Here is a 19,137-nt window from a genome sequence, read left to right on the forward strand (position 1 = left end):
CCCCGTACACCGGTGGCCTGTCTCTTCACGGGGAGGGACAGGCCACCGGAAATCAGCGAACCGTCACCGTATGAACAGCCGCGCTGCCCGGCGCGTCCGGCGCGGCCCAGACCGCGGTGAACCCGCCGCTCCGGGCGGCCAGGCCCATCTGCTCGCCCAGGAAGTAACCGCGGGGGCTCGCCGCGTCGGGGATCCGCGGTGCCCGGCGCATGTCGAAGGGCTCCGGCGTCAGCCGGGTCTCGTGCCAGGTCGCCCCGGGTGAGGCGCAGTCGTCGGGCCGGGGGCGGCAGCGGGCCAGCCAGCGGTCGGTGAGCAGGGGGGCCGCGGCGTCGTTGTGGCGGAAGTCGGAGTACGAGACGCCGAGGGTGCCGTCCTGGCTCATGGCCAGGGTGACGGTGAACGCCTGCTGGTTCGGTACGGGGATACCGGTGGGCGTCCGGTTCACCCGTACCGGCTGCGACCAGGTGCGGCCGCCGTCGTCGGAGGAGGTCAGGGCGACGGCGTCGGCGCCGCCGTTGAACCCGGCGTCCTGCCAGGCGGCGTAGATCCGGCCGGTGCGGCGGTCGATCGCGGTGTCCGCGAGCAGGCTGGTGGTGTGGGACACCGGCTCCCCCGATTCGGGGTCCTCGAACAGCCACACGGTGCGCTGGTCGGCCACCTTCACGGGCGCGGACCAGGTGCGGCCGCCGTCCGTTGACCGTACGGCCTGCAGCGTGAGCCGGTCGGCGGCCGGGCCGTCGCCGAAACGGATGCGGGAGTGGACGTCCACCAGGGTGCCGTCGTCGAGCACCGTCAGGCGGTGTCCCGAAACCATGTGCCCCTCCCCCGCGTCGACGACCGGGGCCGGCGGCTGCCAGGTGCGTCCGCCGTCGGTGCTGCGGCTGATCCAGCCGTCGTTGCGGGTCCGCGGCGTGGCCGGGAACCTCGGCGTGACCACGTACAGCACCTCGGGATCCCTGGGATCCGTGACCGCCGGGCCGCCGCCGAAGCCGCCCTGGGCGGGGTCGGTCTTCTGGATGATCACCGCGGGGCGGGTCCAGGTGCGGCCGTCGTCGTCGGAGCGGGTGGACACGACCGCGCTGGTCGACCAGTCGGCCATGGAGAGGCCGCCGGTCACCACGAGTCCGCCGTCGCCGGTGAAGGTCACGGCCGGGCCGTCCACGTAGTCGTACGCGCCGCCCGAGCACCTCGTCAGACGCGGGACGACGGTCCGGGTCCAGGTGCGGCCGCCGTTGTCGCTGACGGCGAGGACGGCGCCGCGCTGGCGGTCCTGCGGCCAGACGGCGGCCAGTCGGCGGGGGTTGTCCGGGTCGGCGGCGAGATGCGGCTCGATGGCGCCGGCGGCCATCGTGTCGTCGCCGGCCGCGGGGGCGCAGTGCGGGAAGGGGGTCGGGCCGGACAGTTGCCGGGGGTGGGGTGTGTGGGTGGCGGACGCTTCGGGGGGCAGGACGAGTAAGGGGAAGGTGACGGCGGCGAGTACGGTCAGGGAATTGCGCAGGGTGTGGCGCATGGCGGGCTCCTTCTCGACGATGGAATCCATCGTCCGAAGCACCGCCGGCGTTGTCGTCCCGCACGGGGCGACGCTGCCCGTACGTCCCCGGGAGTAGTTGATCGAGGTACTGGTCCTCCTGATGCACCTGCCGCGTACTGCTACCCTCCCCCCGCACGGGGGCAGTTGGACGTTTCTCCTTCTCCACGGTTCATGTCCGACACGGTGCCCCCGGGCGCGAATATCCGGATCGAACCCGAGGGGCTGAGTCGCTGTGTCTGCACTCCCGACGATCATTGTCGTGTTCTTCCTGGTCGTGCTGGCGGCATGGATCATTTCCGCATTCGTCGGAGGTTCCCGGCGGGACAGGGACGGGCGCTGACCTCTTCGGCGAGGCAACACGACGGGTCCTCCGCTCGGGCAAGTCCCGGCGGAAGGGCCCGTTCGCGTTTCCGGTTGACACGGGCACCCCGCGGCGCAATAGTTAACCATATGGTTCACCATCAGTTCGCGGCCCTGGGCGACCCGACCCGGCTGGCCTTCGTCGAGCGGCTCGCCCGCGGGCCGACATCCGTCGGCGAGCTCGCGGCGCCGACGGCTCTCTCGCTGCCGGCCGTCCTCAAGCACGTCCGCGTGCTCGAGGACGCGGGCCTGGTGACGACCGTCAAACGCGGCCGCATACGCGAATGCCGGCTCCGCGACGACGCCCTCGTCGCCGTCGCCGCCTGGACCGCACACCAGCAGGCGCTCTGGTCGGCCCGGCTGGACGCCCTCGGAACTCTCCTGGAGGAAACATGACCGCCACCCCGCTCCTGTCGTTCGACCTCGACCGCACCTACCCCGCACCGCCCGAACGCGTCTGGGCTGCCTGGACCCGCCCCGAAATGCTGCGGCGCTGGGCCTGCCCCGACCCCGAGTGGCTCGTGTCGAGCTGCGAGATCGACGCCCGCGAGGGCGGGGGCTACCGGCTGCTGTTCGGCCCGCGTCCGGCGGGCGACACGTACCGCGAGACAGCCACGTACGCCGTCTTCGAACCCGTCGAACGGCTTGTGCTCGACGTACTCACCGAAGGCGAGGACATGGCCGAGCACTCCCACTGCACGGTGCTGTTCCTCCCCGTCGGGGACGGGACCCGGCTGGAGCTCACCGTCGAGGGCCTGTCCGACGCGCAGGCCGTCGAGAACATGCGGGTGGGCTGGACGTGGTGCCTGGAGGGCATCGCCGCACAGCTCGACGCCGCGGTCTGACCGCCGTACTCAATCCACCTCGAGGAACCCACCATGACCGACACCGAGACCCCATTACCTGACCGGACCAGCCGCACCCGCTGCCCCCGCGGGCTTACCGGCACCGGCCTGATCGCCGCGCTCGCGGCGATGACCGCGACCACTCTGGCCGCCGCCCTCGCCCAAGCCGCAGGCGTCGCCTTCGAGGTCCCCGACGGCGGCGACGCGATCCCGCTGCCCGGGTTCGCCGTGGTGACCGGCCTCTTCTGCGCCGTGGGCGTCGTCATCGCCGCCGTATTGCTTCGGTGGAGCGCCCGCCCCGCCGAGCGATTCATGTGGACGGCGATATCACTGACGGCGGTCTCGCTGGTCCCGCCGCTCCTGGCCGGGGCGGACACCGCCACCGTCGTCGCCCTCCTCGGGCTCCATCTCGTCGCCGCGGCGGTCATGATTCCCGCTCTGGTACGAGCTCTGCGCACCCGCTGACAATCGCTCACCGGGGCGAACTGCCCGCACCGGCACGGGGCGACGGGTCAGGAGTGCGGATGTCTTGATCACCGAAACGCCGGCTGGTTGGCTGGTCGGCATGACCGCACTCGGACCTGTCGCCTGGCCGCCCGCCCCGATCAAGACCGAAAGGCTCGCACTCCGCGCACCCGAGGCACGCGACCGCGCCACGTTCGTCGAACTGCTCGCTTCCCCGGAGGTGCACACCTACCTCGGCGGTCCCCGGCCGCGTGACGATCTCGACCGCGGCTTGCCCGAGGTGCCCGAACAGTGGCCCGGGAGTTTCGTCGTCGACCTCGACGGGGCGATGATCGGCCAGATCCTGCTCAGGAGAGCGTCGCAAGACCGCCGCCCGGCCGCCGCGGGAAAGATCGATCTCGGTTACCTCCTCCTGCCGCGTGCGTGGGGATTCGGTTACGCCGCCGAGGCCTGCGCGGCGGCACTCGGCTGGCTCGACGACGCCCTGCCCGGCGAGCCGGTGGTACTCGCCACCCAGACCGCGAACGTCCGCTCCCTGCGCCTCGCCGCGAAGCTGGGGTTCACCGAGGTGGAACGGTTCCACGCCTGGGACGCGGAGCAGTGGCTCGGCCTGCGCCCCCCGGGCGTCCGGTCCCGCTGAGCCGGGCGCCCGATCCCCGGATCACAAGGCGACGTGGTCGTGCTGGTCAGGTGAGAAGCCCTGTGCGCTGTTGACGGGTCAGGACTTGAACTTGTCGGCCAGGCCCTGCTCCAGGTAGTCGTCCGGGAGGTCCTGGATGACGAGTTCGGAGTCTGTTCGCTCGGTGTGCAGCCGCCAGTACGCGTCGGCCATCGTCTCGGGCTGGGAGTCGGGACCGCCCTGGCCGATGAAGGCGGCGATCGCCACGTGCGCCGCGTAGACGCCGGTGCCGGAGAGCGCGGCGTGCAGGTTGAGTATCCAGTTGCGCATTCCGCCGGTAGCGATCTGAACGTTCGCCACATGCGGGGCGATCATGGGCCCGGATCCCGCGCCGCTGGTGACCAGGACCGTTCCGGTGCCGCGCTCCAGCATGCCGGGCAGGACGTGTTGTACCGCCGCGACGCCGCCGAGCAGGTAGAGATCCAGCTGGGCGAGGACGGAGTCGACGGTGACCTGCGTGGCCCCGACGATCGGCGCCCGGCGCAGGTCGGCCGGGGCGGGCGCGGGTGAGTACTCGAGTACGTCGATCGGTCCCAGCCGCTCCTCGGCGGCGGCCAGGGCCGCGCGCAGGGTGGGGCGGTCGGTGACGTCGGCGGGGAACGCCTCGACACGGGCGCCCGTCCCGGACAGGTCGTCGGCCACGGCCTGCAGTGCCGTGCGGTTACGGGCGATCAGCGCCACGTCGTACCCCTCGGCCGCGAACCGCCGGCCGATGGCCCGGCCCAGCTGCGGGCCTGCGCCCACGATCGCGATGGTGCTCAACTCGCTACCTCTTTGTCTCTGTTCTGCTTCACATCAGTCGGCAGATTCATCATGCGTACTGGTTGGTTGGCTTGGCCAATAGAAAGGTGTGATGCCTGCATGTCCTGCGGGTATGACAGGACCCGAGTTCTACGACGCGTCCGGCAGGGGGATCCCGTGTTCCGGTCGGGTAGTACGGCCGCGCGGGCATCGGCCGGATCGTGGCGCCGGGGCGGGTGGACACGGCGCCGTTCCAGATGGTCCGGCCGGCGTCGTAGTCCGGTCTCTGCGGAAGCCTGTGAGCGGCCGGCTTCAGCGGGTGGCGCGGGCGGCGTCCTCGATGATGCGGGTGACCGCATTGGGGTGGCTGACCATCACGGCGTGGGAGGCGTCGATTTCCTGGGTGTGGGCGCCGGCTCGCTCGGCCATGGACCGCTGGACGTCGGGGGCGATCGCGTGGTCCCGGCGGGTGATCAGGTCCCAGGACGGGATGCTGGTGTACGCCTCCTGAACGCTGGCGTCGGTGACGGCCCTGGTGTTCGCGGGTCGCTGGGTCACGGCCATGTCGGCTGCGGTCGTCGGGTCGACGTCGCCGGCGAACACGTCCCGGAAGTGGGCCGGGTCGATGGACACCTCCGCCCCGCCCGGGACAGGGGTCGTGATCAGCGGGATCGACGGTGTGGTCTGCTCGGCCAGGTTGCCGACGGTCTCGCCCTTCGCGGGGATGAACCCGGCGACGTAGACCAGGGCCCTGACGTCGGGGTCCGTGGCAGCGGCGTTGGTGATCACCGCGCCGCCGTAGGAGTGCCCGACGAGGATGACGGGGCCGTCGATGGCGGCCAGGTAGCTGGACACGTAGTCGGAGTCGCTGGTGAGGCCCTGCAGCGGGTTCGCGATGGCACGTACGGGATAACCGTCCTTGCGCAGCCGCTCGATCACCGGCGACCAACTCGACGAATCCGCCCACGCACCGTGCACGAGCACGACCGTCGGCTTCACGGGATCAGGCGCGGGCGAATGACCCTTGTGGACGAAGGCGATGGTCGGATTCGCGGAGGAATGGCTGTTGTCGGTTGCGAGTGCCACGGCCGGTGCGGTGGTCGCACCGAGCAGGACGAAGGCGCCGACAGCGAGCGAGACGCGACGCGGGATACGGATATGCATGACAGACTCCCTCAGGAGGTAGAACGTTCGGTCTCATCATTAGAGTCGCCCTGCAACCCTTTGTCAAGACCGAACGTTCTATCTCGCCCTCGGGTGCCAAACGCCTGCCGAGCGAGGACGGAGAGGACCTGGAGCTCTACCGACCGGAGGCAAGTTCGAGGAGACGGCCAAAACGCCAGGGCCGCACCGGGCATGGACACCGGTGCGGCCCTGGCAGGGCCCTATAACGGGGCAAGGCATGCGCCCCCGGGCCTCGAGATTTCCGACGGATTCTCTCAGTGAGTCACAGGCACGGCGGCCGGTAGCCGTGAATGCGCAGCCCGCGGAAGTCGATCGTGTTCGCGGTCTTGCCGACGAAGACCAGGCCCCGCGCCTCGGTCAGCGCCGAAGCGAACGAGTACGTCGGCGCGCCCAGTTCGGGCAGCGTCGTCCAGTTGTCGTCGGCGAAGCTGAAGAACCGCTTCACCGTCTTACCGCCCGTCGACGGTACGAGCGTGAGCCACTTGTCGCCGCCGTTCCAGTGCGACGCCGGCCGGAGCTGGACGTAGAGGTCGTCGGTCGCGCTGTAGGTCATCCAGAAGCCGCGCGAGCGGGAGAGATCGGCCTGGGACTCGAACTGGTTACCGAGCCAGACCACCGCAACGTGCCATTCGTCGTTGAGGAACGTCACCTTGGCCGAATACCCGTGGCGTTCGGGTACGAGGAGGCTGCCGGTCGCCGGCACGGTGGTGCCCTCGCCGCTGGCGATCCACTGCTGGAGCCGGTCGATCGAGGGGGTCGCGCACTCGTGACCCGGCGCATGATTCTGCGCTCCGCTGGCGACCGTTCCCGGGCCTGCGAGGGAGACCAACAGCGCGGCCGCGACGGCCGTGAGCGTCCTCGGGAAGGCAAGTGTTCCGCGACGATTGTGCGTTGACCTATTTGACATGCCCGGGAGGCTAGCATGATTTATGAAAGGTCTGAACCTTTCCGGGGCGCGGACATTCACGCAGCTGACAAGCGTGACCGGGGCCGGTCACGCGCGCCCGAGGGCCCCTGGCGGGGCGGGTGCGAGGAGGGCTGGGGCATCAGGCGTTCTCGACGGCTTCGCCGGATCCCGGGACCTGGGCCGAGGGCCATCTCCCCTGTGCTACGGCCGAGTTGACCTGCCGTACGAGTTCCCTGGCAACGACCTCCACGGCAGGTGTCGTACGGCCGGACCGGGGCGTGCCCAGGACGATCGAGCGCCACACCTCGGGTTCGCTCAGAGGTGCCGCGCTGATCGTGCCCTGTGCCACTTCTTCGGCGACGCCCACGCGGGGCCCCACCGTCCATCCGCGTCCCGCGAGGACGAGTTGCTTCTGCAGGCGGACGGAGTTCGTCTGCACGACGACGTCCAGTTCGGCTCCCGTCCGGACGGCTGCCGCGTCGATCAGGTCGCGCAGAGCGGGACCCGACAGGCGTACGGGCATCACGAGCGGGTGCCGGGCCGCTTCCGCGAACGGCACGGGACGATCGGCCCGCAGGCCGGCCGACGCCGGAGCGATGGCCCACAGGCGCTCGCGCAGCAGCGGGCGGGCGTTGAGCGGCGGGGCGGTGTCCGGGGTGCAGAGCAGGGACAGGTCGAGGTCGCCGTCGTCGAGCCAGCGCTGCAGGTGGCCGGAGCAGCCGGTCATCAGCCGCAGTTGTATGCCCGGGTGATGCCGCGGCACCGCCGACACCAGCGGCCCTGCGAGGACATCGACGCTGCTCTCCAGCAGGCCGACTGTGACGGTGCCGGTCGCCTCCCCCGGGACGGGCCGTACCTCGGCGCGTGCTCGCTCGAGTTCGGCCAGTGCGCGCCGGGCGCGTTCCACCATGATGGTTCCGGCTTCGGTGGGACGCATGCCGTGCCGGGTGCGTTCGAAGAGGTGAACGCCGAGTTCGTGCTCGAGGGCGTGGATCCGGCGGGTCACGGCCGGCTGCACCAGGTGCAGGATCTCAGCGGCCCGCGTGACGCTGCCGGCCTCGGCCACCGTGACGATCGCCGTCAGCTGCTTGATCTCCATGGCCCTCCGTACGTTGTTGGGCGGCGCGCGGACCGCCCTCTCGTCCCTTCGCAGCCGCGTCGGGACGAGAAGGGCGGCCGAGGCGATCAGCGGCCGTACGCCTCGAGGAGCCGCAGCCACACCTCGCTGACCGTGGGATACGCCGGAACCGCGTGCCACAGCCGGTCCAGCGGGATCTCGCCGACGATCGCGATCGTCGCGGCGTGCAGCAGTTCCGCGACGTCGGGGCCGACGAGGGTGAAGCCGACGATCACCTTGCGGTCCTCGTCGACGACCATGCGGGCGTGCCCCTGGTATCCGTCGGAGTGCAGGGCCGATCCCGCGACGGCGCCCAGGGCGTAGTCGACGACGCGGATCCGCAGCCCGGCGGCCTCGGCCGCGGCGGCGGTCAGTCCGACGGACGCGATCTCCGGTTCGGTGAAGACCACCTGGGGCACCGCGCGCTCGTCGGCGGTGGCCGCGTGGCGGCCCCACGGGGTGTCGTCGACCGCCTCGCCCTTGGCGCGCGCCACGATGACGTCGCCCACGGCGCGGGCCTGGTACTTGCCCTGATGGGTGAGCAGCGCCCGCCGGTTGACGTCGCCGGCGGCGTACAGCCAGCCGCCGTCGGCTCCGGCCACGCGCATCGTGTCGTCCACCGGGAGCCAGTCACCGGGGGTCAGGCCGATGGTGTCGAGGCCGATGTCCTGGGTGTTCGGTGTACGGCCGATCGCGACGAGGACCTCGTCGGCCTCGATCTCCTCGCCGGTGGTGAGGGTGATGTGCACCGTGCCATCGCCGTCGCGCTTCACGGCTCCGGCCTCCGCGCCGAGGCGTACCGAGACACCGGCGTCGCGCAGCGACTTGGTGACCCGTACGCCGGCGAACGGCTCCATGAGCGGCAGGACGCCGTCACGGGCGAGTACGGTCACGGACGATCCCAGGGCGGCGTACGCCGTCGCCATCTCCGACGCCACGACGCCGCCGCCGATGACGGCGAGCCGGCGCGGGACCGCGCGGGCGGCGGCCGCTTCCCGGTTGCCCCACGGCTCCGCCTCGCGCAGGCCGGGGATGTCCGGCAGCAGTGCGGCGCTGCCTGTCGCGATCACGACGGCGTGGCGCGCGGTGAGGGAGGTGGTGGCACCGGCCTCGTCGGTGACCTGCACGATGCGTTCGGAGCTGATGCGTCCCTGGCCGCGGTACAGGGTGATCCCGGCGGATTCGAGCCAGGACACCTGCCCGTCGTCCTTCCAGTGCGAGGCGAATTCGTCCCGCCGGCGGAGCACGGCCGCGACGTCCAGGTCGCCGGTCACCGCCTCACGTGATCCCGGGACCCGTCGGGCGGCCCGGAGGGCCGACGCGCTCCGCAGCAGTGCCTTGGTCGGCATGCAGGCCCAGTAGGAGCACTCGCCCCCGACCAGTTCGCGCTCGACGACGGCGGCGGTCAGTCCGCCCTGTGCGGCGCGGTCGGCGACGTTCTCGCCGACGGGGCCGGCGCCGATCACGATGACGTCGTACGTGTGGTTGTCCATGTCAGGCCTCCTTGGCGGCGCGGCCGAGCCGCAGGGCGGAGATGAGGAAGAAGATGCCGCCGGGGACGGCGTATCCGACCGCGGTGGTGAGGGCGGGGTCGTCCGCTCCGGCCATGGCGACGAACGAGCCGCCGGCCAGGACCGAGATGGCACCGCTGAGGATCATCGGCCACTGGCCGCCCATCGAGCGACGGGGGACGGCGACGATCAGCTGGACCAGCCCGGACACGATCGCCCAGGCTCCCCACACGCCCAGGACCGCGGGGATGCCGGACGCGGAGGCGATGCCGAGGCCGATGGCGGCGGCAGCGCTGACGGCCATGTTCACGTAGAGCAGCGCCGGCGACTGGAGGGTGCTCGACGCCCGTGCGTCGAAGACGGCCGCGCCGACGTCGAAGAGCGGGTACAGCACCAGCAGCACGGCCGCGAACGGAGTGATCTCCGAGGTCATCGTGAACATCACGAGGGCCCAGACGATGGCGAACGCGAACCGCACGAAGTACAGCTGCCTCAGGGCAGAGGCCGTCCCGGAGGTGCGGGACGGTGCAGCAACGGTGGTCACGATGATCCTTTCGGTGGATACGAAGAAGGTCCGAGGCGGTGACGCCCTGGGCCGCGGCCCGGATACGACGGGCCGCCGGACATCCGATCCGCAAGACCGAACGTTCTACCCGTAGCTTGGCAAGACCGGGGCGACTTTGTCAAGACCGAACGTTCTACCTGCTACAGTGGGGCGTATGGTGCGCAGCGAATCCGAAAGCCGGCCGTCCGAAGCGCGGGATCGGCTGCTCAAGACGGCCAGCCAGGTGTTCTACGCGGAGGGAATCCACTCCGTCGGCGTCGACCGCATCATCGCGGAGGCGCAGGTGACACGGGCCACCTTCTACCGCCACTTCCCCAGCAAGGACAGCCTCATCGTCGCCTACCTGACCGAGGCCGACCTGGCCATCCGCGGCCAGGCCGAGGCAGCCGTCGCGGCCGGACGTCCGGCCGCCGATGCCCTGCGGGCCATCGCCCAGGGCATCGCCCAGGGCATCCGCTCCCCCGGCTTCCGTGGATGCGCGTTCCTCAACGCCGTCGCCGAGTACCCCGACTCCGATCACCCGGTGCATCAGACCGTCCTCGTGCACCGCCAGTGGTTCCTCGACACCATCACCGGGCTGCTGGCCCAGGTCCGCGAGCAGGGCGCGGACGCCGCCGCCCGCCACTTCGTGATGATGCGCGACGGCGCCATGGCCGAGGGCTGCCTCTTCGACCCCGAGCTGGTCAGCGCCACGTTCCTGGCCGGGGTCGAAGGGCTCGTCAAGGCCCACGCCAAGCCGGCCGACGCCTGAGTCCGGCGTCAGGACGCGCTCAGCGCGGCGACTTCTCCCGCGGCCGCCACAACGGGTGCTCCCGTTCCGCCCACGTCCGGCTGACCGATCCGGTCCGCAGCCCCCGGCGGGCCTCGGGATCACCCATGGCCATCGTGATGTGGCCCACCAGGACGATGCCGAGGGTGAGCGCCAGCCAGTCGTGGATGAACGTGGCACCGGTGCGCCACCGCAACGGCGTGAGATGGGTGAACCACATCATCAGGCCGGTACCGAGCATGACCAGCACGGCCCCGGCGGTCCAGGACGCGTAGAGCTTCTGCCCGGCGTTGAACTTGTGCGCCGGACGCGACCCCGGCCGCCTGTCGCGCCTGAGTGCCGCTCGCAGCCACTGGGTGTCGTACGGGCCGAAGCGGTTCAGCAGGCCCAGATCGGCGCGCAGCGCCCGGGAGCCCAGGCCGACGAGCACCGGGACCGGAAGCAGGACCCCCGACCACTTGTGCACGGTGACCACCAGGGCGCGGCGGCCGACCAGTTCGGCGAGCATCGGGAGGTAGAGGGAAGCCGCGGTCAGGACGCACACGCCCATGAGCAGGGCCGTCGTGCGGTGGGCCCAGCGCTCGGCCGGGCTGAACCGGGGCAGTCGTCCGGCCTCAGGTCGTCGGCTCATCGTCCCGTCCGTTCGAGCGGCCCACCCAGGCATCTATGTCGTAGCCCCGCTCTTCCCAGTAGCCCGGCCGCACCTCGTCCGTGACGGTGATGCCGGAGAGCCATTTCGCGGATTTGTAGAAGTACATGGGCGCCACGTAGAGACGGACGGGGCCGCCGTGGGAGTGGCCGATGTCCTTGTCCTGCATGCGCAGGGCGACCAGGACGTCGTCGCGGCGCGCCTGTTCCAGGGTGAGGCTCTCGGTGTACGCGCCGTCGAAGCAGGTGAAGCGGACGGCTCTGGCCGAGGGGTGCACTCCCGCGGCGTCCAGCAGCTCGGACAGGCGTACTCCTTCGAGCGGAGTGGCCGGGACACGCCAGCCGGTGACGCACTGGATGTCGCGCACCATCCGGGTCTGCGGCATCGCCCGCAGGTCGCCCAGGGTGTACGTCGCGGGGCGGTCGACGAGGCCGTCGACCGCGAGCCGGTAGTTCCCGGCGTCCTTGTGCGGAACGGACGAGGTCACCGAGTAGTAGCGAAAGCCCCCGCCGTTGGGGAGCAGATCGGTCAGGCCGGTGGGGTCCAGCTCGCCGGCGCCGCCCAGGAACGATTCCATGCCGCGCTGCAGGTGGGGCGCCGCCACGACGCCCAGCGCGCCGAGTCCCAGGGTGCCGAGGAATACGCGCCGGCCCACGGGAGTGCCCCGCTTCTCGGGTTGTTCAGAGTTCATACGCCCATCTCCTGTGCGTTCACCGAACCGCCGCGCCGATGCCGGTACGGCGCCCCCGCGTCGTATGCGACGGGGGCAGCCGTACCGGGCGCTCGTGCGGGGCCTCGAAAGAAGTATCGGCCGAGAATGCCGCGGAGTTACCCGACGACGAGCTCGACCGGGACATTGCCGCGGATCGCGTTGGAGTACGGGCAGACCTGATGCGCCTGCGCGACGAGTTGCCCGCCGGTCTCGGCGTCGATGTCGCCGGGCAGCGTGATGCGCAGGACGACCGCGAGGGCGAAGCCCTCGCCCTGCATGCCGATCGAGACCTCCCCGGTCACGGAGGCCTTGGAAAGGTCCACGCCGGCCCGCCGGCCCGTGATGCCGAGCGCGCTGGAGAAGCACGCCGCGTAGCCGGCGGCGAAGAGCTGCTCGGGGTTGTTCCCCTCGCCGCTGCCGCCCATCTCCTTCGGCACCGCGAGCTTGAGGTCCAGGGAGCCGTCGGAGAGGACGGCACGACCGTCACGGCCGTGGGTCGCGGTCGCTACGGCGGTGTAGAGGCTGTTCATGACATGCATCCTTCTTCGGTGTGTCGACGGTCGGCGTCGCCGCCGTGACGTGGGGGGCCCGATGGGGGCCGCGTCGGCTGCGGTCCCTTCGGCGGACGGATGATACGGACGTTCGGCGCGTACGCCGGTCCTGTACGGACACGAGTTCTGCGCGCCATGGGAGATCCCGACCTCTAAGAGGAATGAACGTTCTGCCTTGGCCAACTTTTGCAGCTTCGGCATCGATCGTCAAGACCGAACGTTCTACCCGAATTGGTGATGTGCCTCATGACCGCCGCGGGCACCCGCCGGTCAGATACGGAACCCGCCGCTCGCCTCGATGCGCTGCCCCGTGATCCAGCCGGTGCCCTCACGGGTCAGGGCCGCCACGGCCGGGCCGATGTCGTCCGCGTGCGCGACCCGGCCCAGGGCGGTCAGTCCGCCGAAGATCTGCTGGAGGTTCTCGTCACGAAGGTAACCGCCGTCGAAGTCGGTGTTCACCGGCCCGGGCGCGATGGTGTTGACGCTGATGCCCCGCCCGCCGAGCTCCACCGCCCAGTACCGGGTCAGGACCTCCACCGCCCCCTTGACCGCCCCGTACGCCGCGTACGGGGCGGTGACGAACCGGGTGAGGCCGGAGGAGGAGTTGATGATCCGGCCGCCGTCGGCGAGCAGGGGCGAGGCGCCCTCGGGGGCCGTCGCGAGGGCCTGGGTGAGGAGGAAGACGCCCTTGACGTGGACGGCGAAGAGCCGGTCCAGGGTCTCCTCGTCGGTGCCGCCCAGCGGGGTGTGCAGGGCGAACCCGGCGTTGTTGACCAGGATGTCGAAGGACTCGCGGTCCCAGCGGGTACGCAGCGTCCGCCGTACGGTGTCGGCGAACCCGGGAAACTCCGCCGGCCGCGTGACGTCGAGCCGGATCGCCTCGGCGACCCGGCCCCGGGCGGCCACGGCGTCGACGACCTCCTTGGCCTCGGCCTCGTGGGAGTTGTAGGTGAAGACGACGTCCCTGCCGTCGGCGGCGAGCGCCTCGACGATGGAGCGGCCGATGCCGCGGTTGCCGCCGGTGACCAGTGCGATCGTGCTGGTGGACATGGTGTTCCTTCTTCCGTGGGTCTTGCTGACTCCTCCACGGTGCGACCACCGGACGACGGTAACCAGTGGCCGTTTACCCAGGGGGCGGGACCCCCTGGATGCGGTGGAACCGGTCGCGGATACTGAAAGGGTGAATCTGACCGAGCTGGGAGAATTCGTCCGGTCCCGACGCGATCGCGTCCGGCCCGCGGACGTCGGTCTGGTCGCCGGGCCCCGGCGCCGGGTGCCGGGGCTGCGGCGCGACGAGGTCGCCATGCTGGCCGGGGCCTCGACGGACTACTACATCGAGATCGAGCGCGGCGGGGCCCAGCCGTCGGAGCAGATGCTCGCCTCGCTGGCCCGCGCCCTGCGGCTCACGGCCGACGAGCGTGATCACCTCTACCGCCTCGCGGGCCGGCCGCTGCCTTCCCCGGGAGGTTCGTCGGCCCATCTCCATCCGGCCATGTTCGACCTGCTGGAGCGGCTCGCCGGCACACCCGCCTTCGTCTGTACGGACCTGCAGGTCATGCTGGTGCAGAACCGTCTCGCCGACGCCCTCTTCGGCCCGATCGTCCCCGCCACGGGCCCGGGGGCAAGCTTCATCCACCAGTGGTTCACCGGCGACCCGAGGGCCCGCTCCCTGTACCCGGAGGAGGATCACGAGCACCACTCGCGGACCTTCGTCGCCGACCTGCGCGCCGCCGTCGGCCGGCGCGGTCGCCGTGACCGGGAGTCCGCCCAGCTGATCGGCGAGCTGGAACTCCGCAGCGAGGAATTCGCCCGCCTGTGGGCGGAACGCGACGTGGCGGTCAGGCGCACCGACCGCAAGCGCGTCCTGCACCCCTCGCTGGGGATCCTGCACCTGAACTGCCTCAACCTGCTGAGCGAGGACGGCCGTCAGCGCCTCACCTGGTTCACCCCGGTGGCCGGCACGGACACGGCGGAGAAGCTGGAGCTGCTGGCCGTGGTGGGCACCCAGGACCTGCGGGCCGAAGCGTAGCCCCGGCGGGTCAGGACGGCTTCCGGCCGAGGGCGCCGTGCGCCTGGCCCTGCTCGCCCGTCGCGCCTGTCGTCATACGACAGGCGCGACGCTGTACCGGTGGTCGGGTTCCGCACCTTCTCCCAGGTCACGCCGCATTTCCCTGCCGGAATCGACGAGACGACGGTTAAAATCGACAGCGTGTAGACTTTTGTCGAGGGGAGCCGCCCGGCTCCTCCTCGCAAGCCCTCTGGAGGAACAGTGCAAAAGCAGAACTGGCTCATCACCGGCGTCAGCACGGGCCTCGGACGCGCCTTCGCCGAAGCGGCCCTGGCCGCCGGTCACACCGTCGTCGGCACCGTCCGCTCCGAGAAGGACCTGCGGGCCTTCGGGGAACTGCGGCCCGGCAGCGCCCACGGCCGCATCCTGGACGTGACGGACGACGCCGCCGTCCCCGCCCTGGTCACCGAGGTGGAGCAGAACGTCGGCCCGCTGGACGTCGTCGTCGCCAACGCCGGCTACGGCCTGGAGGGCACCTTCGAGGAAACCCCGCTGGCCGAGGTCCGGCGGCAGTTCGAGGTGAACGTGTTCGGGGCGATGGCCACCCTGCAGGCGGCGCTCCCCCACATGCGCCGGCGCCGCGGCGGACACCTGATGGCCGTCACCTCCATGGGCGGGCTCATGGCCGTGCCCGGCATGTCCGCGTACTGCGGCAGCAAGTTCGCCCTGGAAGGCGTCATGGAGGCGCTGGGCAAGGAGGTCGCGCAGTTCGGGATCCACGTGACGGCGATCGAGCCCGGCTCCTTCCGCACCGACTGGGCCGGACGGTCCATGACACGCGCCGAGCGGACCGTCGACGACTACGACGAGCTGTTCGCCCCCATCCGCGAGGCACGGCAGAAGGCCAGCGGCAATCAGCTGGGCAATCCGGCCAAGGCCGGCGAAGCGGTCGTGCACATCGCGTCGCTCGAGCACCCGCCGGCCCACCTCGTGCTGGGCTCGGACGCGCTGCGGCTGGTCACCACCGCCCGCACGGCCGTGGACCAGGACATCCGTACCTGGGAGGACCTCTCCCGTACGACCGACTTCACCGACGGTGCGCAGCTCTGATGTCCACCGGCCCTTCCGCGCACGGCCGCCGCACCACCGAGCGCAAGGGGGACCTCCGGGAGCGGGCCATCCTCGACACCTGCGAAGCCCTGCTGGAGGACAAGGGCTTCGACGCCGTGACCGTCGGCGACATCGCCCGGGGCGCGGGCATCACGCGCGGCGCCCTGTACTTCTACTTCGGCTCCAAGCAGGAAGTGCTCACGGCGCTCGTGGCCCGGACCGTCGGGCACCTGTGGGAACGGTCCCGGGCCACCATGGAGGCGGAGGAACCGCGCCAGGCCGTCACGGTGGCCATGCGGCGCACGGTGGAGCTGTGGAACGAGCACGGCCCGGTCCTGCGCACGGCGATCGACCTGTCGCTGACGGTGCCGGAGATCGGCGCGCTGTGGGACCGTACGGCCGACCTGTTCATCGCGGCCATCACGTCCGTCCTGGAACGCGCGGGCGTCCGGTCCGGTCCCGCACCGGACCAGGCCCCGGCGATGGCACGTGCCCTGTGCTGGATGATCGAGCGGAGCTTCTACCACGCCTCGCAGGACTCCCGCGCGACGCTCGAGGAAACGTCGGCGACGTGCGAACACATCTGGCTGACCAGCGCCGGACTGACCGGCTGAGGCAGCCGCCGGTCCCGCCGTGCACGCACGGCGGGACCGGCACCGTCCATGGACCAGGACATGAACGCAAGGGGATGAGGCAAGGTGGAACCGCCCGTCACGACCATGGTCGGCAGAGGCAGCGAGCAGGAGCGGCTGACCGCCTTGGTGACCGCCGCCGGGGGGCAGGCCCTCATCCTGCGGGGCGAGGCGGGCGTGGGGAAGAGCACGCTGCTCGACCATCTCGCGGAGCAGGCGGCCCGCGGCGGACACGAGGTCATGAGAGCCGCCGGGGTCGAGGCCGAGTCCGGCCTCCCGTACTCCGGTCTGCACCAGTTCCTCTATCCCCTGCTCCACCACATGGAGGGGCTGGACGACGGGCACCGGGCCGCGTTCGATGCCGTCTTCGGGGGCCGTGACGGCAGTGCGCCCTCCGTCATGTCGCTCGGCATCGCCGTACTCGACCTGCTGTCCCTGGCCGCGTCCAAGCAGCCGCTGCTCCTGATCCTGGACGACGGTCAGTGGCTGGACGGCCCCAGCGCCGAGGTGCTCGGCTTCGTGGGACGCCGGCTGACGGGCAGTTCGGTGCAGCTGGTGATCGCCCTGCGGACCGAGGTCCGGTCGCGTTTCGACACGGCCGCGTTCGCGGAGCTCGCGGTCGCGCCCCTCTCGCACGAGGCGTCGGAGCAACTCCTCGACCTGCGCCACCCCGAACTCGCCCCGTCGGTCCGCCGCCTGGTCCTGGACCAGGCCCGGGGCAACCCGCTCGCCCTCCTGGACCTCCCGCCCCAGGTGAGCGACGCAACCTTCCGGCTCCACGGGATCCCGCTGCCCCGCCGGCTCCAGCACGTCTACGGCGCACGTATCGAGCACCTGGACGATGCCGTGCGCCGGGAACTGCTCCGGGGCGCCCTGGACGGCGTCGGGGCAGGTACGGGGTTCACCCGCGGTACGCGCTACCGCATGCGCGATGTCGAGGAGGCCGCGACGTGCGATCTTCTCGAGGTCGATCCGGTCAGCGGCGACTTCGTCTTCCGGCACCCGCTGATCCGTTCGACCGTCGTGCAGATGGCGACGCCGAACCAGCGGCGCGCGGCCCACGCGGTCCTGGCGCAGGTGCATCACGAGGACGTGGAGCGACGCGCCACCCATCTGGCGGCCGCGACGGTCAACCCCGACGAGCAGGTCGCCGCCGCTCTGGAGGAGGCGGCGGAGTCCGTGACCCGGCGCGGGGGTTCGGTGGCCGCCGTGGCCTGGCTGACCCGCGCCGCGGAGCTGAGCGAGAACCACGAGGGCCGGTCCAGACGCCTCGGCGACGCGGCGTTCGTCGCCGGACACGCCGGACTCCTGGACCAGGCACAGCGCCTGGTCCTCTCCGACACGGTCCCCGGCAAAAACGTTCCGCCCGCTTCCGTACTCACCTCCGCCTTCGTCACGCTGACCGAGGACGGGGACGTGCGGTCCGCGCACCGGCAGCTCGTCGCGGCGATCGGGACCCTGCGGGACAGCGGGCCGCGGGAACCCGGCGAACTGCTCACCCGGCTGGTGAACCTGCTGTTCGCCGTCAGCAGCTACGCCGGCGACCGCGCCCTGTGGGAGCGCTCGCGCGAGGTCGTGCACTCCCTGGGAGACCGGGCCCTCCCGCTCTCGCTGATCTACGGCGACGTCTGGAGCGACCTGGTACTCCACGGCGCGGGCGTGCGCGAGCGGGTGCAGCGTGCCTTCGGCGAGGTCGCGGACCTCGAGCCCTGGGAGGTCATGATGCTCTTCGGCGCCGCGTTCTACGTCGACGCGTCGAGCCCGTACCGTCCCCTGCTGGAGCGCGGCGCCGAGCGTGAGGTGGAGACGGGAGCCGTCGCGACCGGCATGAACATGCTTCACCTGATCATGCTCGACCAGCTGACCGCGGGCGACTGGGACGAGGCCGAACGCACCGGGCAGCGCAGCCTCGACCTGGCCACGTCCCGCGGGTACGCGCTCTTCGCCTGTCACAGCCGGGCATGCCTGGCCCTGCTCGCCGCGATGCGCGGCCGGCTGGAACGCGCCCGGGAGCTGCAGGCCGCGGCCGACTCCTGGGCCCGCCCCCGCGGCCTGGGCTTCCTGACGCAGATCACGGACGCGGCCGGTACGGCGGCGGCCCTCAGCGAGGGCGACTACGAGGCCGCCTACCTGCACGCCATCGGCATCACGCCGCCCGGATCGTTCGAACCGTACGCGCACCAGGCCCCCCGTATGCTGCTCGACCTCGTCGAGGCGGCCCTGCACACCGGACGCACGGCACAGGCCCGCCGGCACGCGCTCGCGGCACGGGACGCGGGCCTGCCGGACCTCTCCCCCCGGCTGGCACTGATCACCTACGGGGCGCTGGCGATGACGGCCCCCGACGAGAAGGAGGCCGCCGAGATGTACGCACGCGCCGAGTCACATCCGGCCGGCGCGAGCTTCCCCTTCGAACTGGCCCGGATACACCTCGCCCACGGCATCCGCGCCAGGCACACCCAGGGCCCCAGGCCCGCCCGGCAGTTCCTGACCCCGGCCGCCGAGACGTTCGAGCGCCTGGGCGCCGCGCCGTGGGCCGAGCGCGCCCGCACGGAACTGCGGGCCGCGGGCGTGCCCGTACGCGCGTCGTCCTCGCAGCTGGGCACCCTGACCTGGCAGGAGCGCCGGATCGCGGAACTGGCCGCCGGCGGGCTGACCAACAAGGAGATCGGCGAACGGATGCATCTCTCCCCCCGCACCGTCGGCTCCCACCTCTACCGGGTGTTCCCCAAACTGGACATCACCTCCCGCGCCGCGCTGCGCGACGCCCTGGGAAAGACCGAGGGCCAGGACGCCTGAC

20 protein-coding genes are annotated in these 19,137 nt (G+C 71.4%); 9 read left to right on the forward strand and 11 right to left on the reverse strand.

Annotation, left to right across the window (positions count from 1 at the left end):
* Window positions 1–52 precede the first annotated feature (52 nt).
* Complete coding sequence (locus SRB5_RS00610) at window positions 53–1,540, reverse strand: sialidase family protein (protein WP_153449399.1); 1,488 nt, start codon at window positions 1,538–1,540, stop codon at window positions 53–55.
* A gap of 441 nt (window positions 1,541–1,981) precedes the next feature.
* On the opposite strand from SRB5_RS00610, the gene SRB5_RS00615 reads away from it, so the two are divergent.
* The 4 genes from SRB5_RS00615 (at window position 1,982) to SRB5_RS00630 (ending at window position 3,841) form a co-directional block, all read left to right on the forward strand.
* Complete coding sequence (locus SRB5_RS00615) at window positions 1,982–2,287, forward strand: ArsR/SmtB family transcription factor (protein WP_228389669.1); 306 nt, start codon at window positions 1,982–1,984, stop codon at window positions 2,285–2,287.
* Complete coding sequence (locus tag SRB5_RS00620; RefSeq protein WP_194292794.1) at window positions 2,284–2,736, forward strand: SRPBCC domain-containing protein; 453 nt, start codon at window positions 2,284–2,286, stop codon at window positions 2,734–2,736. Before SRB5_RS00615 ends, SRB5_RS00620 begins: the two co-directional genes overlap by 4 nt.
* Window positions 2,737–2,769: 33 nt before the next feature.
* Complete coding sequence (locus tag SRB5_RS00625; RefSeq protein WP_153449402.1) at window positions 2,770–3,201, forward strand: DUF6069 family protein; 432 nt, start codon at window positions 2,770–2,772, stop codon at window positions 3,199–3,201.
* Between the two features lie 100 nt (window positions 3,202–3,301).
* Window positions 3,302–3,841: a GNAT family N-acetyltransferase gene (locus SRB5_RS00630; RefSeq protein WP_153449403.1), complete on the forward strand. Its 540-nt coding sequence runs from the start codon at window positions 3,302–3,304 to the stop codon at window positions 3,839–3,841.
* Window positions 3,842–3,919: 78 nt separating this feature from the next.
* Here the strand turns inward: SRB5_RS00630 and SRB5_RS00635 are convergent, their stop codons facing one another.
* The 6 genes from SRB5_RS00635 to SRB5_RS00660 form a co-directional block, all read right to left on the reverse strand.
* Window positions 3,920–4,642 carry an SDR family NAD(P)-dependent oxidoreductase gene (locus SRB5_RS00635; protein ID WP_153449404.1) on the reverse strand — a complete coding sequence of 241 codons (723 nt, stop codon included), beginning with the start codon at window positions 4,640–4,642 and terminating at the stop codon, window positions 3,920–3,922.
* A 291-nt stretch (window positions 4,643–4,933) separates the two neighbouring features.
* On the reverse strand, window positions 4,934–5,785 hold the full coding sequence (locus SRB5_RS00640) for an alpha/beta fold hydrolase (protein ID WP_153449405.1): 852 nt from the start codon (window positions 5,783–5,785) through the stop codon (window positions 4,934–4,936).
* A 283-nt stretch (window positions 5,786–6,068) separates the two neighbouring features.
* Entirely contained in the window at window positions 6,069–6,713 is a 645-nt protein-coding gene (locus SRB5_RS00645; protein ID WP_228389670.1) for a hypothetical protein, read from the reverse strand.
* A gap of 139 nt (window positions 6,714–6,852) precedes the next feature.
* Entirely contained in the window at window positions 6,853–7,812 is a 960-nt protein-coding gene (locus tag SRB5_RS00650) for a LysR family transcriptional regulator (RefSeq protein ID WP_153449407.1), read from the reverse strand.
* A gap of 86 nt (window positions 7,813–7,898) precedes the next feature.
* Window positions 7,899–9,323 (reverse strand): dihydrolipoyl dehydrogenase family protein, encoded by a 1,425-nt coding sequence (locus SRB5_RS00655; protein WP_153449408.1) that lies wholly within the window; start codon window positions 9,321–9,323, stop codon window positions 7,899–7,901.
* 1 nt (window position 9,324) lies between these two features.
* The gene (locus SRB5_RS00660) at window positions 9,325–9,885 is read right to left on the reverse strand and encodes a hypothetical protein (protein WP_323376685.1); all 561 of its coding nucleotides are present in this window, start codon (window positions 9,883–9,885) and stop codon (window positions 9,325–9,327) included.
* Window positions 9,886–10,060: 175 nt separating this feature from the next.
* Between SRB5_RS00660 and SRB5_RS00665 the strand changes: the two genes are divergently transcribed.
* Window positions 10,061–10,657: a TetR/AcrR family transcriptional regulator gene (locus SRB5_RS00665; RefSeq protein WP_153449409.1), complete on the forward strand. Its 597-nt coding sequence runs from the start codon at window positions 10,061–10,063 to the stop codon at window positions 10,655–10,657.
* 19 nt (window positions 10,658–10,676) lie between these two features.
* Here SRB5_RS00665 and SRB5_RS00670 read toward each other — a convergent pair whose 3' ends face one another.
* The 4 genes from SRB5_RS00670 to SRB5_RS00685 form a co-directional block, all read right to left on the reverse strand.
* Entirely contained in the window at window positions 10,677–11,306 is a 630-nt protein-coding gene (locus tag SRB5_RS00670; RefSeq protein WP_153449410.1) for a cytochrome b/b6 domain-containing protein, read from the reverse strand.
* Window positions 11,290–12,015 (reverse strand): molybdopterin-dependent oxidoreductase, encoded by a 726-nt coding sequence (locus tag SRB5_RS00675; protein ID WP_153449411.1) that lies wholly within the window; start codon window positions 12,013–12,015, stop codon window positions 11,290–11,292. Before SRB5_RS00675 ends, SRB5_RS00670 begins: the two co-directional genes overlap by 17 nt.
* Window positions 12,016–12,152: 137 nt before the next feature.
* Complete coding sequence (locus SRB5_RS00680; protein ID WP_153449412.1) at window positions 12,153–12,566, reverse strand: organic hydroperoxide resistance protein; 414 nt, start codon at window positions 12,564–12,566, stop codon at window positions 12,153–12,155.
* 291 nt (window positions 12,567–12,857) lie between these two features.
* The gene (locus tag SRB5_RS00685) at window positions 12,858–13,637 is read right to left on the reverse strand and encodes an SDR family NAD(P)-dependent oxidoreductase (protein ID WP_153449413.1); all 780 of its coding nucleotides are present in this window, start codon (window positions 13,635–13,637) and stop codon (window positions 12,858–12,860) included.
* 130 nt (window positions 13,638–13,767) lie between these two features.
* Between SRB5_RS00685 and SRB5_RS00690 the strand changes: the two genes are divergently transcribed.
* The 4 genes from SRB5_RS00690 to SRB5_RS00705 all read left to right on the forward strand — a co-directional run bounded on the left by SRB5_RS00690 (window position 13,768) and on the right by SRB5_RS00705 (window position 19,136).
* Entirely contained in the window at window positions 13,768–14,616 is an 849-nt protein-coding gene (locus tag SRB5_RS00690; RefSeq protein ID WP_323376687.1) for a helix-turn-helix domain-containing protein, read from the forward strand.
* 240 nt (window positions 14,617–14,856) lie between these two features.
* A complete protein-coding gene (locus tag SRB5_RS00695; protein WP_323376689.1) occupies window positions 14,857–15,705 on the forward strand; it encodes an oxidoreductase in 849 nt (282 codons plus the stop codon).
* Entirely contained in the window at window positions 15,705–16,319 is a 615-nt protein-coding gene (locus SRB5_RS00700; protein ID WP_153449414.1) for a TetR/AcrR family transcriptional regulator, read from the forward strand. Before SRB5_RS00695 ends, SRB5_RS00700 begins: the two co-directional genes overlap by 1 nt.
* A gap of 84 nt (window positions 16,320–16,403) precedes the next feature.
* Entirely contained in the window at window positions 16,404–19,136 is a 2,733-nt protein-coding gene (locus tag SRB5_RS00705; protein ID WP_407703853.1) for a helix-turn-helix transcriptional regulator, read from the forward strand.
* Window position 19,137: the final 1 nt, after the last annotated feature.

Origin of the sequence: Streptomyces smaragdinus (assembly GCF_009604385.1) — a bacterium.
In the GTDB taxonomy this organism is placed as follows: Bacteria; Actinomycetota; Actinomycetes; order Streptomycetales; family Streptomycetaceae; genus Streptomyces; species Streptomyces smaragdinus.

What these genes read in the sequence shown, in the direction of transcription:
- SRB5_RS00625 (WP_153449402.1), top strand. Translation starts at nt 2,770, where the DNA reads ATGACCGACACCGAGACCCCATTACCTGACCGGACCAGCCGCACCCGC.
- SRB5_RS00620 (WP_194292794.1), top strand. Translation starts at nt 2,284, where the DNA reads ATGACCGCCACCCCGCTCCTGTCGTTCGACCTCGACCGCACCTACCCC.
- SRB5_RS00630 (WP_153449403.1), top strand. Translation starts at nt 3,302, where the DNA reads ATGACCGCACTCGGACCTGTCGCCTGGCCGCCCGCCCCGATCAAGACC.
- SRB5_RS00615 (WP_228389669.1), top strand. Translation starts at nt 1,982, where the DNA reads ATGGTTCACCATCAGTTCGCGGCCCTGGGCGACCCGACCCGGCTGGCC.
- SRB5_RS00640 (WP_153449405.1), bottom strand. Translation starts at nt 5,785, where the DNA reads ATGCATATCCGTATCCCGCGTCGCGTCTCGCTCGCTGTCGGCGCCTTC.
- SRB5_RS00670 (WP_153449410.1), bottom strand. Translation starts at nt 11,306, where the DNA reads ATGAGCCGACGACCTGAGGCCGGACGACTGCCCCGGTTCAGCCCGGCC.
- SRB5_RS00680 (WP_153449412.1), bottom strand. Translation starts at nt 12,566, where the DNA reads ATGAACAGCCTCTACACCGCCGTAGCGACCGCGACCCACGGCCGTGAC.
- SRB5_RS00700 (WP_153449414.1), top strand. Translation starts at nt 15,705, where the DNA reads ATGTCCACCGGCCCTTCCGCGCACGGCCGCCGCACCACCGAGCGCAAG.
- SRB5_RS00675 (WP_153449411.1), bottom strand. Translation starts at nt 12,015, where the DNA reads ATGAACTCTGAACAACCCGAGAAGCGGGGCACTCCCGTGGGCCGGCGC.
- SRB5_RS00655 (WP_153449408.1), bottom strand. Translation starts at nt 9,323, where the DNA reads ATGGACAACCACACGTACGACGTCATCGTGATCGGCGCCGGCCCCGTC.
- SRB5_RS00650 (WP_153449407.1), bottom strand. Translation starts at nt 7,812, where the DNA reads ATGGAGATCAAGCAGCTGACGGCGATCGTCACGGTGGCCGAGGCCGGC.
- SRB5_RS00645 (WP_228389670.1), bottom strand. Translation starts at nt 6,713, where the DNA reads ATGTCAAATAGGTCAACGCACAATCGTCGCGGAACACTTGCCTTCCCG.
- SRB5_RS00665 (WP_153449409.1), top strand. Translation starts at nt 10,061, where the DNA reads ATGGTGCGCAGCGAATCCGAAAGCCGGCCGTCCGAAGCGCGGGATCGG.
- SRB5_RS00685 (WP_153449413.1), bottom strand. Translation starts at nt 13,637, where the DNA reads ATGTCCACCAGCACGATCGCACTGGTCACCGGCGGCAACCGCGGCATC.
- SRB5_RS00610 (WP_153449399.1), bottom strand. Translation starts at nt 1,540, where the DNA reads ATGGATTCCATCGTCGAGAAGGAGCCCGCCATGCGCCACACCCTGCGC.